Genomic DNA, 13,374 nt, shown 5'->3' with positions numbered 1-13,374 from the left:
TCGTTTCAACGGTGTTCGCGTCCGGTTCGTTGACCGGCCCGTGCGATCACGAACCTACAGTTCCTCGACGCGGCGCGGCGGATAGCTGTCCCACGCCTGGCAACCAGGGCAATGCCAGAAGTACTGGTGCGCCTCGAAGCCGCACGCCGCGCAGCGATAGCGCATCAGCGGTCGCGTGGCCTGGTCGAGTGCGCGTTGCACCTGCGGGTGGAATTGCTCGCGCGTGAAGTGCTCGCCGGAGAGCCAGCGCGAAGCGGCCACCAGCGAGGGATGGTGCGCCAGGTGCGCGATGTAGCCGTCGCGGGGTTCTGGCGGCGTATCCGCGGGCTGGTCCTGGTCGGGCACCTTCGGATTTCCGCCCAGCGCGATGATCGCCTCCAGCACATCGATCGAGGGCGACGCGGCATAGCGCCGCTGCAGCAGTGCGATCGCTTCACCGGTGCGTTGCGAGGCGATGGCGGCCTGCTGCAAGGCCGCCGCGAACAGCGGCAAGGCCAGCGGCGCGTTGTCGCAGAGGTTGGCAAGCGTATCGAACGCGGCGGCCGCTTCACCGTTACGCAACTGGAGGTTGGCCGTGTCGATCGCCGGCCGCGGCGCCTGCGGGGCGAGTTCTACCGCCTGCCGCAGCAGTTCGCCGGCAGCGTCGAGATCCCCTGCGGTTGTCCGCTCCGCCGCCTGCTCGCACAGGTGGTGCGCGCGCCGCGTGGCGTAGCTGGCCTGGTCCGATTCGTCCAACTTCTGCGCCACCGTGGCGGCCTGCGCCCATTCGCGGGAACGCTCGTAGATGGCCAGCAGTGCCAGTCGCGACTCGGTCTCGTAGCGCGTGCCTTCCAACTTCTGCAATGCGGCCTCGGCCCTGTCGAGCAGGCCGGCGCGAAGGAAGTCCTGCGCCAGCGCATGCTGTGCCCGGTCGCGGTCGTCCCGGCTCAGGTCGCCACGGCCGAGCAGGTGTTCGTGCACGCGCACCGCGCGCTGGTACTCGCCGCGACGCCGGAACAGATTGCCGAGCGCAAAGTGCAACTCCTGCGTGTCGGGGTCGTTCTGCACTGCCTCGATGAATGCGTCGATGGCCTTGTCCTGCTGCTCGTTCAGCAGGAAGTTGAGGCCGCGGAAGTAGGCCTTGGGCGCCTGGCGGTTTTCAAGCTTCAACTGCCGCAGATCGAAGCGGGACGCCAGCCAGCCAAGGACGAAGGCCAGCGGCAGGCCCGCCAGCAGCCATGTGTAGTCAAAGTCCATGTTGGCGCACGATCGGCAGGTCAGTGGGGGGTGACGCGGCCGCGGCGTCGGCTGCCGCGGCAGGCGCCGGCGGGATGGCGGCGGCAGATGCGGAGGAGGATTCGGCGAGCCGCTGATTCGCGGCGCCGCTGCGATGCTTCCACCAGCCCGGCAGCATCCCGAGCGCGCCCACCACCAGCCCGCCCGCAAAGGCGACGAGCACCACCAGCACCAGTGGCGCACGCCAGTAGGTGCCGAAGAAAAAGTTCACCGTCGCATCGTGCTGGTTGTTCAGCGCAAACGCGAAGAGGGTAAAAAAAATGGCTGCCTTGAGCAGCCACAGGATGTATTTCATCGGGTTCCCCGTTGGCGGCCCGATTTTAGTGGCCTGTAGCAGTCGATTCGCGAGTGAAGGCTGCGTCAGCGGGGCGCAGGGCAAGGCGCAAAGCGCAGCAATAGCCATTGCTATTGCGAGCATTTGCAACGCCGCCATGCGCGTCGCTGGCGCGGCAGGCACTTGCGAATTGTCTGTTGCAGGTCGCTCTATTGGTGCCTGCTTGACGGCGTCAGGGCTTGCCGCGTTGCGCCTGGGCGTCGAGTTCGGCTGTACGGGCGTCCACGGCTTCGCGCAGGGCCTTGCCCGGCTTGAAGTGCGGCACGCGTTTCTCGGGCACCTGCACGCTCTCGCCGGAGCGCGGGTTGCGTCCGATGCGCGGCGGCCTGCGGCTCACCGAGAAGCTGCCGAAGCCACGGATCTCGATCCGATGCCCGCGCACCAGGGCGTCACCCATGGCGTCGAGGATGGTCTTGACGGCGTACTCGGCGTCGCGGTGCGTGAGTTGCGCAAAGCGGGCGGCGAGTTCTTCGACGAGGTCGGAGCGGGTCATTGAGTCAGGGTCGGCAGGAAACTGGAAGGCGAAAAAAGGGACAGAGCGGCGAGCTTAACGCCCGCCAGTCTGTCCCGTTCAACAGCAGATGATTTCATCTCCGGACCCACCGCTCGCACGGCCGGTCCGGATTCAAGATCACTTGTTGTCGTTGTTGTCCAGCTTGGCGCGCAGCAGGGCGCCCAGGCTGGTGGTGCCGGCGTTTTCACGCGACGACTGCTGGCTCAGCGTGGCCATGGCGCCTTGTTCGTCGGCCATGTCCTTCTGCTTGATCGACAGCTGGATGTTGCGGGTCTTGCGATCCACGTTCACCACCACGGCCGTGACTTCGTCGCCTTCCTTCAGCACGTTGCGTGCATCTTCCACGCGATCGCGGGAGATTTCGCTGGCGCGCAGGTAGCCGAGGATGTCGTCGCCGAGGTCGATCTCGGCGCCGCGTGCGTCAACCGTCTTGACCTTGCCGGTCACGACCTGGCCCTTGTCGTTCACGGTGGTGAACGTCGTGAAGGGGTCGCTGTCGAGCTGCTTGATGCCGAGGCTGATGCGTTCGCGGTCGACGTCGACTGCCAACACCAGCGCTTCCACTTCCTGGCCCTTCTTGTAGTTGCGAACGGCGGTTTCGCCGGCTTCGTTCCACGAGAGGTCGGACAGGTGAACCAAGCCGTCGATGCCGGCAGCCAGACCCACGAACACGCCGAAGTCGGTGATCGACTTGATCGGGCCCTTGACGCGGTCGCCGCGCTTGGTGTTCTGCGCGAACTCTTGCCACGGGTTGGCCTTGCACTGCTTCATGCCAAGGCTGATGCGGCGCTTGTCTTCGTCGATTTCGAGGACCATGACTTCGACTTCATCGCCCAGCGAGACGATCTTGTTCGGAGCGATGTTCTTGTTGGTCCAGTCCATTTCGGAGACGTGCACCAGGCCTTCGATGCCGGGTTCGAGTTCGACGAACGCGCCGTAGTCGGCAATGTTCGTGACCTTGCCGAACAGGCGGGTGCCTTGCGGGTAGCGGCGCGAAACGCCCATCCACGGGTCGTCGCCCATCTGCTTGAGACCCAGCGAGACGCGGTTCTTTTCCGTGTCGAACTTGAGGATCTTCGCTGTGATTTCCTGGCCGGCTTGCACCACTTCGCTCGGGTGGCGAACGCGGCGCCACGCCATGTCGGTGATGTGCAGCAGGCCGTCGATGCCGCCGAGGTCCACGAACGCACCGTATTCGGTGATGTTCTTGACCACGCCTCGGACAACAGCGCCTTCCTTCAGGGTTTCCATCAGCTTGGCGCGTTCTTCGCCCATGCTGGCTTCGACCACGGCACGACGCGACAACACGACGTTGTTGCGCTTGCGGTCGAGCTTGATGACCTTGAATTCGAGGGTCTTGTTCTCGTACGGGGTCAGGTCCTTGATCGGACGCGTGTCGATCAGCGAGCCCGGCAGGAATGCGCGGATGCCGTTGACGAGGACCGTGAGGCCGCCCTTGACCTTGCCGCTGGTCGTGCCGGTGACGAAGTCGCCCGACTCGAGTGCCTTTTCCAGTGCGAGCCACGAAGCGAGGCGCTTGGCGGTGTCGCGCGAGAGGATGGTGTCGCCGTAGCCGTTTTCGACGCTGCCGATGGCAACCGAAACGAAATCGCCGGCCTGGACTTCGAGTTCACCCTTGTCGTTCTTGAACTCTTCGATAGGCACATAGGCTTCGGACTTGAGGCCTGCGTTGACCACGACGTGGTTGTGCTCGACACGCACGACTTCGGCGGTGATGACCTCGCCGGTGCGCATTTCGGAACGCTTCAGGGATTCTTCGAATAGGTCGGCAAAAGATTCAGACATGTATGTTCCTTCCGTCAGGCAGGGTTTGCAGCTGCACCATTGCAGCTGGCGTGTATCTGTAGACGGCGGTTGTGGGCTTGGGGCCCGGTTAAGTTAAAAAACCAGAAGGTCAGTGCGCTGTCGCGCGGCGGGGACCTGCTGGACGGAAACACCCTCCGGCGGACCGGTGGGTTGTGTAGCGCCGCCTTTCAGCGTCCACTGAAAGGTTGCACCTGCTGCCACCAGTTCAAGACCTCGTTGACCGATTGCTCGATCGACAGATTGGAATTGTCCAGGCGGCGGGCATCTTCTGCCGGCTTGAGGGGCGCGACGCTGCGGGATGAATCGCGCAGGTCTCGTGCTTCCAAGTCGGACCGAAGACTGTCGAGTGTAGTCGAAATTCCCTTTGAAATCAACTGCTTATACCGGCGCTCGGCGCGCTGGGCGGCGCTCGCGGTCAGGTACACCTTGAGCGGGGCGTCCGGGAAGATCACCGTGCCCATGTCGCGGCCGTCGGCGACCAGTCCCGGAAGCGCCCGGAAGCTGACCTGCAGATCCTTCAGGGCTGCACGCACGGCGGGCAGGGCCGAGACGCGCGAGGCGTCCATGCCGGCTGCTTCCGAGCGGATCGCGTCGCTCACGTCCTCGCCGGCGAGCATCACCTTGCCGGCGTCGAAGCGCAGCGGCAGGGTGCGCGCCAGGTCGGCGATCTGCATCTCTTGCGCCGGATCGGCTTCCAGCCCGGCGCGGCGCATGGCAAGCCCGGTCACGCGGTAGAGCGCACCCGAATCCAGATAGTGGTAGCCGAGCGCGTGCGCCACTTCCACGGCCAGCGTGCCCTTGCCGGAAGCGGTCGGGCCGTCGATGCAGATCACTGGCACGCTGAGCGGCCGGACCACCGAAAACAGCGTCTCGAAGTAGTCCGGGAATGTCTTTGCCACGCAATGCGGGTCCAGGATGCGAACCGGGATCGACGCCGGGTTGAAAGCCGCCAGCGAGAAGCACATGGCCACCCGATGGTCGTCGTAGGTCTTGATGCGGGCCGCGCGCCAGCCGTCGGCAGCGAGCGGAAACACGCGGATGAAATCCGGGCCCGCCTCGACCCTGGCGCCGAGCTTGACCAACTCGTTGGCCATCGCGTCGATGCGGTCGGTTTCCTTGACGCGCCAACTCGCGATATTGGTCAGCGTGGTCGGTCCGTCGGCGTACAGCGCCATCACCGCCAGCGTCATGGCTGCATCCGGGATGTGGTTGCAGTCCAGCGTGATCGCCTTCAATGGCCAGGCGCCCCGCGCGACCCGCAACCAGTTCGAGCCGCTCTCGATCCGCGCGCCCATCTGCCCGGCGGCTTCGACGAAGCGGATGTCGCCCTGGATCGATTCGGCGCCGACGCCCTCGATCCGCAGTCCCTCGCTGGCGATGGCGCCCAGCGCAATGAAATAGCTGGCGGACGACGCATCGGCCTCGACGTGGATTTCGCCCGGCGACTGGTACCGACTCCCCGCCGGAATGGTGAACCGCTGCCAGCCTTCGCGCCGGACATGGATGCCGAAGCGCGCCAGCAGGTTGAGCGTGATCTCGATGTAGGGCTTGGAAATCAATTCCCCGACCACGTCGATCGTGATGTCGCGGCGGCTGGCCAGCGGCAGTGCCATCAGCAGGGCTGTGAGGAACTGGCTCGATACGTCGCCACGCACGCGAATCGGCGTGTCGAGCTGCAGCGACTGCAGCGTCACCGGATGAATCCGGAGCGGCGGATAGCCCGGATTGCCCAGGTAGTCGATGTGGCAACCGAGCTGGGTGAGCGCATCGACCAGGTCGCCGATCGGCCGCTCGTGCATGCGGGGCACGCCGCTGAGTTCGAAATCACCGCCCAGCAAGGAGAGCGCCGCCGTCAGCGGTCGCATCGCGGTGCCCGCGTTGCCCATGAACAGATTGGCTTGCGGGTTCGAAAACTTGCCGCCGAGGCCAGTGATGCGCAGGGTGCCATCGGCCTGTTCGATACCGCAGCCCAACTGCGCCAGTGCCGCGAGCATCACGCGGGTGTCGTCCGAGTCGAGCAGGTCGTGCACCCTGGTCGTTCCGCTGGCCAGCGCCGCCAACAGCAGCACGCGGTTGGAAATGCTCTTGGAACCGGGCAGGCGAACGGTGCCGGCCGCCTCTGTCAATGGCGGAATGTCGAGGAAATCAGTGGAGAACATGTTCAGTCGGCGGGCATCGCGCCGCCGGGTTGCCATTGGGCGCGCACGCGCCGGGCCGACTCGATGGCGTTTTCAAGGCCTTGTGCATCGCCGGTGGCGACCATCAGTTCGAGGGTTTCGAGCGCCTCGCGAAAGCTGCGGGTCTGCGCCAGCACCTGTTCCCGGTTGGCCAGGAGAATGTCGCGCCACACGGCCGGGTCGCTGGCCGCGATGCGCGAGAAATCGCGAAAGCCCGTCCCGGCAAGTCGCATGAAGCGCTCGCCGTTCTCCTGTCCCGCGATGCCGTTGATGAAGGCGAAGGCCAGCAGATGCGGCAGGTGGCTGACGGCGGCAAAGGCGCTGTCATGGTCTTCATGCGACATCTGGATGACGTCGGCGCCGACGGCCGTCCAGGTGCGCGTCGCGGTCTGGACCAGCGAGCGACGCGTGGCCTTGACCGGCGTCAAAACCACCTGCCGGCCCTTGAACAAGCCCGCTTCGGCGTGTTCGATGCCCGACACCTCCTTGCCCGCGATCGGATGCGCCGGCACGAAGCAGCCGAACTGTTCCTGCAGTCCGCGTCGCGCCGCCTCGATCACGTCGCCCTTGGTCGAACCCACGTCCATGACCAGCGTGCCGTCCGAGATGCCGTGGCGAATCGCCTTGAACGTGGCTTCGGACGCGGAGACCGGCACGGCGATCAGGACCAGGTCCGCGCCCGACACGGCCAGCAAGGCCGATGGCGCCGCCACGTCGATGGCGCCAAGCTGCCGGGCTCGCTCGGTGGTCGAGGGCGACTTGCTGTAGCCCACCACCCGCTTGACCAGCTTGGCCTTCTTCAGCGCGAGCGAGAAGGAGCCACCTATCAGGCCGCAGCCGATCAGTCCGAGTTGCTCGACCATGAGGCGATCGGTGTCAGGCGGTCACGGGATAGGCGCCCAGCACCTTGTAGAAGGCGCACAGGGTTCGCAACTCGGCCAGTGCGGCCGCCACATGCGGCTGCGACGGATGACCGTCGAGGTCGATGTAGAAGTAGTACTCCCACTGCCCGGTGCGCGCCGGCCGCGACTCGAAGCGCGTCATCGACACGCCATTTGTCTTCAGCGGCACCAGCAGGTCGTGCACAGCGCCCGGCCGGTTCGGCACCGAGACGATGAGGCTGGTGCAGTCGCGCCCTGAAGCCGGCGGCATGGCCAGCGTCTGCGGCAGGCAGATGATGGCGAAGCGGGTACGGTTGTAGGCATCGTCCTGGATGGCGTGGGCCACGATGTGCAGCCCGAAGCGCGTCGCGGCGCGCTCGCTGGCCAATGCGGCCCACGCCGGGTTCTCTGCGGCGAGCCGCGCGCCTTCGGCATTGCTCGACACGGCGCGCCGCTCGACGCCGGGCAGGTGCTTGGCCAGCCAGCTCTGGCACTGCGCCAGCGCCTGCGGATGGGCGAGGACTGCCTCGACGCCGTCGAGCGAATTCTCCTTGCGCATCAGGTTGTGACGCACCAGCAGGCTGACTTCGCCGACCACGTGCGCCGGCGAATGCAGGAACATGTCGAGCGAACGCGTGACCACGCCTTCGTTCGAGTTCTCCACCCCGACCACTCCGTATTGGGCGCTGCCGCCGGCCGTGGCGTGGAACACCTCGTCGAAGTTGGCGCAGTAGACCAGGTCGGCCGCGCCGCCGAAGTACTCGATGGCCGCCTGTTCGCAGAAGGTGCCCTCGGGGCCGAGCACCGCCACGCGTTGGGGCGACTCGAGCGCGAGGCAGGCCGACATGATCTCGCGCCAGATGGCGGCCACGTGCGGCCCCTTCAGCGGCCCCGGGTTGCTGCGCTCCATCTTGTCGATGACCTGCGCGACGCGGTCGGGGCGGAAATAGGGCGTGCCTTCGCGCTTCTTGATCTCGCCGACCAGTTCGGCCACATGGGCACGTTCGTTCAGCAGGCCGAGCAGCTTCTGGTCGAGCGCGTCGATCTGTACGCGCAGTCCTGCCAGGCTGGCAGAAGCGTCGGTGGGCGGTTGGGGAGGGGAGGAGGCGTTGTCAGGCATGCGATTGCTCAAATTCTCGCATGCAGTCGACCAGCGCCTGCACGCCCGAAAGCGGCATCGCGTTGTAGATGCTGGCCCGCATGCCACCGACCGATTTATGGCCCTTGAGTTGCAACAGCCCGGCCTCGCGCGCCTTGGCCAGGAAGGCCTCGTTGCGGCTCTCGTCGGCCAGGAAGAAGGGCACGTTCATGCGCGAGCGACAGTCCGGGCGTACCTTGTTCAGATAGAAGCCCGAACCGTCGATGAAGTCATAGAGCAGCTTCGCCTTGGCGATGTTGCGCTGCTCCATGGCCTCGATGCCGGTGAGCCCACCTTCGGTCTGCTCGCGCAGCCACTGGAAGGTGAGCCCGGCCACGTAGATGCCCCAGGTCGGCGGGGTGTTGTACATCGACTGGTTGTCTGCCACCGTCTTGTAGTTGAAGGCGCTCGGGCAGATCTGCAGCGCATGGCCTAGCAACTCGTCGCGAACGACCACGATGGTGAGTCCGGCCGGGCCCAGGTTCTTCTGCGCGCCACCAAAGGCCAGCCCGACACGACGCCAGTCGACCGGGCGCGAAGCGACGTGCGATGAGAAGTCGATCGCCAACGGCGCCTTGCTGCCCAGCGCCGCCAGATCGGGCAACTCCTGGAACTCGATGCCGTTGATGGTCTCGTTGGTGCAGACGTGCACATACGAGGCGCCGGCATTGAGCTGCCAGCTTGCCGCATCGGGCAGGGCCGTGTGGCCGTCGGCGGCGTTGCTTGCGATGATGCGCGCGTCGCAATAGCGCTGCGCTTCCTTGTGCGACTTGATGCTCCAGCTGCCGGTGATCACGAAGTCGGCCTGGGTGCCGCGCGACAGGTTGAGCGGCACGATGGCGTTCTCGCCGAGCCCGCCACCCTGCATGAACAGGACGTGGAAGTGCTCGGGAATCGCGAGCAGCGCGCGCAAGTCGCTTTCGGCCTGCGCCAGGATGATGCCGAATTCCTTGCCGCGATGGCTCATTTCCATCACGCCCATGCCGCTGCCACGCCAGTCGAGCATCTCGTCGGCGGCGCGGCGCAGCACGGCTTCCGGCATGGCAGCCGGGCCGGCGGAGAAGTTGTATGGACGCTTGCCCTGCGCGGGCATCACTTCTTGGCGGGCGCCTTGGCAGGCGCCGCGCCTTGACCGCCGCCGCCACCACCGCCGGTCGGCGCGCCGAGGGCCTTGGCCACGGCGGCATCCAGTGCACGCATCTTCGGCTCGATGGTCGGCTTGGTTTCGGCCACGAGCTTTTCGGTCAGCGCATTGCGAAGCTTGGGATTGACTTCCTCGTACTTCTTGCTGAGCGGCGAATTCAGCCACGCGATCAGTTGCTTCAGTTCGTCTTCGGTAAAGGAGTCGCTCAGGACCGGTCCCAGCGCGCCAGGCGCCAATGCAATGGCCCTGTCGCGCACGTAAGGGTAGGCATCGTCGAAATACTTCTTGAGCTCGGCGTCCGCTGCCTTGGCTGCGGCCTCGCGCTTGTCGGCCGGTACCTGGGTCTGCAGGTAACCCGAACCGGCCTGGGCGATCTGGGCACTGGAGTCTTCGACGAGCACGCGCGCCAGTACTTCGATGCCGGGCCGTTGCAGATCGATGAACTGCTTGACCAGGGCGGCCTTGCCGTCTTGCGCCCAGCCGATCGAGCTGGTGGCGGCCATGGCGGTGGCGAGGATGGCGAGCTTGAGTTTTTTCATTCGGTAATTTCCGTTCAGGATGTTGGATTGGTTTCTTCAGGATTGGAGTCGGCGTCGGTGTTGGCGTCGTTCTCCACGATGCGCTGCAGCCCGCTGAGCTTTGCGCCTTCGTCGAGTCCGATCAATGTGACGCCTTGCGTGGCCCGTCCCAGTTCGCGGATTTCCGCGACCCGGGTGCGCACCAGAACACCCTTGTCGGTGATCAGCATGATCTCGTCGTCAGCGTGCACGAGCGTCGCCGCGACGACCTTCCCATTGCGCTCGCTTTGTTGAATCGCAATCATGCCTTTGGTTCCCCGGCCATGACGCGTGTATTCGGTAATGCTTGTACGTTTGCCGTAACCATTTTCAGTGGCGGTGAGGACGCTTTGTTGTTCGTCCTCGGCCACCAGCATGGCGATCACGCCCTGGCCGTCTTCCAGCGTCATGCCGCGCACGCCGCGAGCGTTGCGGCCCATCGGGCGCACGTCGTTCTCATCGAAACGCACCGCTTTGCCGCCGTCGGAGAACAGCATCACGTCATGTGCGCCGTCCGTCAGCGCGGCGCCGACGAGGTAGTCGCCCGGATCGAGGTCGACCGCGATGATGCCGGCCTTGCGCGGGTTGCTGAATTCATCGAGCGTGGTCTTCTTGACCGTGCCCATCGAGGTGGCCATGAAAACGTACTGGTTGGCCGGGAAGGTGCGCTTCTCGCCGGTGAGGGCGAGTACGACGTTGATCTTCTCGCCTTCCTGCAGCGGGAACATGTTGACGATCGGCCGTCCACGCGAGCCGCGCGAGCCTGCCGGCACTTCCCACACCTTGAGCCAGTAGAGCCGGCCGCGGTTCGAGAAGCACAGGATGTAGTCGTGCGTGTTGGCGATGAAGAGCTGGTCGATCCAGTCGTCTTCCTTGGTCGCCGTGGCCTGCTTGCCGCGCCCGCCGCGCTTCTGCGCGCGGTATTCGCCGAGCGGCTGGCTCTTGATGTAGCCGCTGTGCGAGAGCGTCACCACCATGTCGGTTGGCGTGATCAGGTCTTCGGTCGACAGGTCGAAGGCGCTGTGCTCGACCTGGCTGCGGCGTGCGCCCAGCTTGGTCTGGCCGAACTCCTGCTTGATGGTGGTCAGCTCGTCACCGATGATGACCGACACCCGCTCGGGCTTGGCGAGGATGTCCAGCAGGTCCTCGATCTCGGCCATCACTTCCTTGTACTCGACGACGATCTTGTCCTGCTCCAGGCCGGTCAGGCGTTGCAGCCGCATCTGCAGGATTTCCTGCGCCTGCGTTTCCGAGAGGCGGTAGAGGCCATCGGCAGCCATGCCGAAGTCGGCTTCGAGGCCGTCGGGGCGGTAGTCGTCGGCATTTACCACGCCGCCGTCGGCGCGGGTGCGGGTGAGCATCTCGCGCACCAGCTTGCTGTCCCAGCGGCGCGACATCAACTCGGTCTTGGCGACGGGCGGGGTCGGGGCGTTGCGGATGATGGCGATGAAATCGTCGATGTTGGCCAGCGCCACAGCCAGGCCTTCCAGCACGTGGCCGCGTTCGCGCGCCTTGCGCAGGTTGAACACCGTGCGGCGCGTCACCACTTCGCGGCGGTGCTGCAGGAAGACCTGGATCAGGTCCTTCAGGTTGCAGAGCTTGGGTTGGCCGTCGACCAGCGCCACCATGTTCATGCCGAAGGTGTCCTGCAGCTGCGTCTGCTTGTAGAGATTGTTCAGCACCACCTCGGGGACTTCGCCGCGCTTGAGCTCGATCACCAGGCGCATGCCCGACTTGTCGGATTCGTCCTGGATGTGGCTGATGCCTTCGATCTTCTTCTCGTGCACCAGCTCGGCCATGCGCTCCTGCAGCGTCTTCTTGTTCACCTGGTAGGGCAACTCATCGACGATGATGGCCTGGCGCTGGCCGCGGTCGATCTCCTCGAAGTGGCAGCGCGCCCGCATCACGACCTTGCCGCGACCGGTTCGGTAACCTTCCTTGATGCCGTTGATGCCGTAGATGATGCCGGCCGTGGGGAAGTCGGGCGCGGGCACGATTTCCATCAGGTCGTCGATGCTGGCGTCGGGGTGGCGCAGCAGGTGCAGGCAGGCGTCGACGACTTCGTTCAGGTTGTGCGGCGGGATGTTGGTGGCCATGCCGACCGCAATGCCGCCGGCGCCATTGACCAGCAGATTTGGCAGCTTGCTCGGCAATACCGCGGGCTCTTTTTCGGAGCCGTCGTAATTGTCCTGAAAATCGACCGTTTCCTTGTCGATATCGCCGAGCATTTCATGCGCAATTTTGGCGAGCCGGATTTCGGTATAGCGCATCGCCGCGGCCTGGTCGCCATCGACAGAACCAAAATTGCCCTGGCCGTCCACCAGCATGTGGCGCATCGAGAAGTTCTGCGCCATCCGCACGATGGTGTCGTACACCGACTGGTCGCCGTGCGGGTGGTACTTGCCGATCACGTCCCCGACGATGCGGGCCGACTTCTTGTAGGGGCGGTTCCAGTCGTTGTTGAGTTCGTGCATCGCATATAGCACGCGGCGATGCACCGGTTTGAGGCCATCACGGGCGTCCGGCAGGGCGCGACCGACGATCACGCTCATGGCGTAGTCGAGGTAACTGCGACGCATCTCCTCTTCGAGACTGATAGGTAAGGTTTCTTTGGCGAACGAGGTCATGAGCAGTACGCAGACAGCAAGGAGGCGAAATTTTACGCCCCGGCGGGTGTCGCACCGCCGCAACACAAGGCGGCTATTCCGGCTCCGTCCGGCGATTCCGGGCGCTCCGGCGGCCTGTTTGCCAAGGTCCCTGTGGCAGAATCGTCCCAACGTTTTGGGTGGTGGTCACTTAAAGCGTCCTTGATTCGCAGCGCGGCTGCGGCTTTTTCCCCAAGAGGAGAACCATGAAGAAACTGAATAAAGTGGCGATGATGTTTGCAGTCGCTGCGCTCGCCACTGCCGCCGGCGCGCAGACCCGTGTCACCGCAGCAAACGGCGGCCCCGTGATCGACAACTGGCAAGACAGCGCTGGTCAACTGGTCTGGAGGAACGGCACGAACGAACTGTGCTGGCGCGATTCGAACTGGACGCCCGCCACCGCCGCTGTCGGTTGCGACGGTGCCTTGGTTCCCGCCGCTCCTGTCGCGACGCCGGCGCCGCCTGTGCCGGTTCCCCCGCCGCAGGTCGCCGCTTCGAAGGTCACCTTCGCTGCTGACGCATTCTTCGACTTCGACAAGTCGGTCCTGAAGCCGGAAGGCCGCGCCAAGCTGGACGACCTGGTCTCGAAGATCAAGGGCGTGAACCTCGAAGTCATCATCGCCGTCGGCCACACCGACTCGATCGGCTCTGACGCTTACAACCAACGCCTGTCGGTCCGCCGCGCAGAAGCTGTCAAGGCCTACCTGGTCTCGAAGGGCATCGAACGCAACCGCGTCTACACCGAAGGCAAGGGCGAGAAGCAACCTGTTGCGGACAACCGCACCAAGGAAGGCCGCGCCAAGAACCGTCGCGTGGAAATCGAAGTGGTTGGTACCCGCGCCAACTAAGCACTCCGCAAGGATCTTGAGGAACCCCGCCACG

At 65.0% G+C, this 13,374-nt stretch carries 11 protein-coding genes; 1 reads left to right on the top strand and 10 read right to left on the bottom strand.

Going from position 1 to position 13,374, the window contains the following annotated elements; genetic code table 11:
* Positions 1-54: 54 nt before the first annotated feature.
* The 10 genes from lapB to gyrA form a co-directional block, all read right to left on the bottom strand.
* Complete coding sequence (gene lapB / locus HCU76_RS08570) at positions 55-1,236, bottom strand: lipopolysaccharide assembly protein LapB (RefSeq protein WP_213955636.1); 1,182 nt, start codon at positions 1,234-1,236, stop codon at positions 55-57.
* Positions 1,226-1,570 carry a lipopolysaccharide assembly LapA domain-containing protein gene (locus HCU76_RS08565; RefSeq protein WP_213955637.1) on the bottom strand — a complete coding sequence of 115 codons (345 nt, stop codon included), beginning with the start codon at positions 1,568-1,570 and terminating at the stop codon, positions 1,226-1,228. The genes lapB and HCU76_RS08565 overlap by 11 nt, the downstream gene beginning before the upstream one ends.
* A 211-nt stretch (positions 1,571-1,781) precedes the next feature.
* Entirely contained in the window at positions 1,782-2,102 is a 321-nt protein-coding gene (locus HCU76_RS08560; protein ID WP_213955638.1) for an integration host factor subunit beta, read from the bottom strand.
* A gap of 138 nt (positions 2,103-2,240) precedes the next feature.
* Entirely contained in the window at positions 2,241-3,929 is a 1,689-nt protein-coding gene (rpsA, locus tag HCU76_RS08555; RefSeq protein ID WP_213955639.1) for a 30S ribosomal protein S1, read from the bottom strand.
* A 188-nt stretch (positions 3,930-4,117) separates the two neighbouring features.
* Positions 4,118-6,109 carry a bifunctional 3-phosphoshikimate 1-carboxyvinyltransferase/cytidylate kinase gene (locus HCU76_RS08550; RefSeq protein ID WP_218509007.1) on the bottom strand — a complete coding sequence of 664 codons (1,992 nt, stop codon included), beginning with the start codon at positions 6,107-6,109 and terminating at the stop codon, positions 4,118-4,120.
* 2 nt (positions 6,110-6,111) lie between these two features.
* Entirely contained in the window at positions 6,112-6,990 is an 879-nt protein-coding gene (locus HCU76_RS08545; protein WP_213955641.1) for a prephenate dehydrogenase/arogenate dehydrogenase family protein, read from the bottom strand.
* A 13-nt stretch (positions 6,991-7,003) separates the two neighbouring features.
* A complete protein-coding gene (gene pheA, locus HCU76_RS08540; RefSeq protein ID WP_213955642.1) occupies positions 7,004-8,128 on the bottom strand; it encodes a prephenate dehydratase in 1,125 nt (374 codons plus the stop codon).
* Positions 8,121-9,239 (bottom strand): 3-phosphoserine/phosphohydroxythreonine transaminase, encoded by a 1,119-nt coding sequence (serC, locus tag HCU76_RS08535; protein ID WP_213955759.1) that lies wholly within the window; start codon positions 9,237-9,239, stop codon positions 8,121-8,123. The genes pheA and serC overlap by 8 nt, the downstream gene beginning before the upstream one ends.
* Positions 9,239-9,829, bottom strand: a complete 591-nt coding sequence (locus HCU76_RS08530) for a DUF2059 domain-containing protein (RefSeq protein WP_213955643.1) — start codon at positions 9,827-9,829, stop codon at positions 9,239-9,241. The genes serC and HCU76_RS08530 overlap by 1 nt, the downstream gene beginning before the upstream one ends.
* Before the next feature lie 14 nt (positions 9,830-9,843).
* Positions 9,844-12,474, bottom strand: coding sequence for a DNA gyrase subunit A (gyrA, locus tag HCU76_RS08525; protein ID WP_213955644.1), 2,631 nt, complete (start codon positions 12,472-12,474; stop codon positions 9,844-9,846).
* A gap of 224 nt (positions 12,475-12,698) precedes the next feature.
* On the opposite strand from gyrA, the gene ompA reads away from it, so the two are divergent.
* Positions 12,699-13,340: an outer membrane protein OmpA gene (gene ompA, locus HCU76_RS08520; protein ID WP_213955645.1), complete on the top strand. Its 642-nt coding sequence runs from the start codon at positions 12,699-12,701 to the stop codon at positions 13,338-13,340.
* Positions 13,341-13,374: the final 34 nt, after the last annotated feature.

The organism is Variovorax sp. dw_308 (genome assembly GCF_019207085.1).
Taxonomy (GTDB): domain Bacteria; phylum Pseudomonadota; class Gammaproteobacteria; order Burkholderiales; family Burkholderiaceae_C; genus Variovorax.
This window is presented reverse-complemented; position numbering and strand designations above follow the sequence as displayed.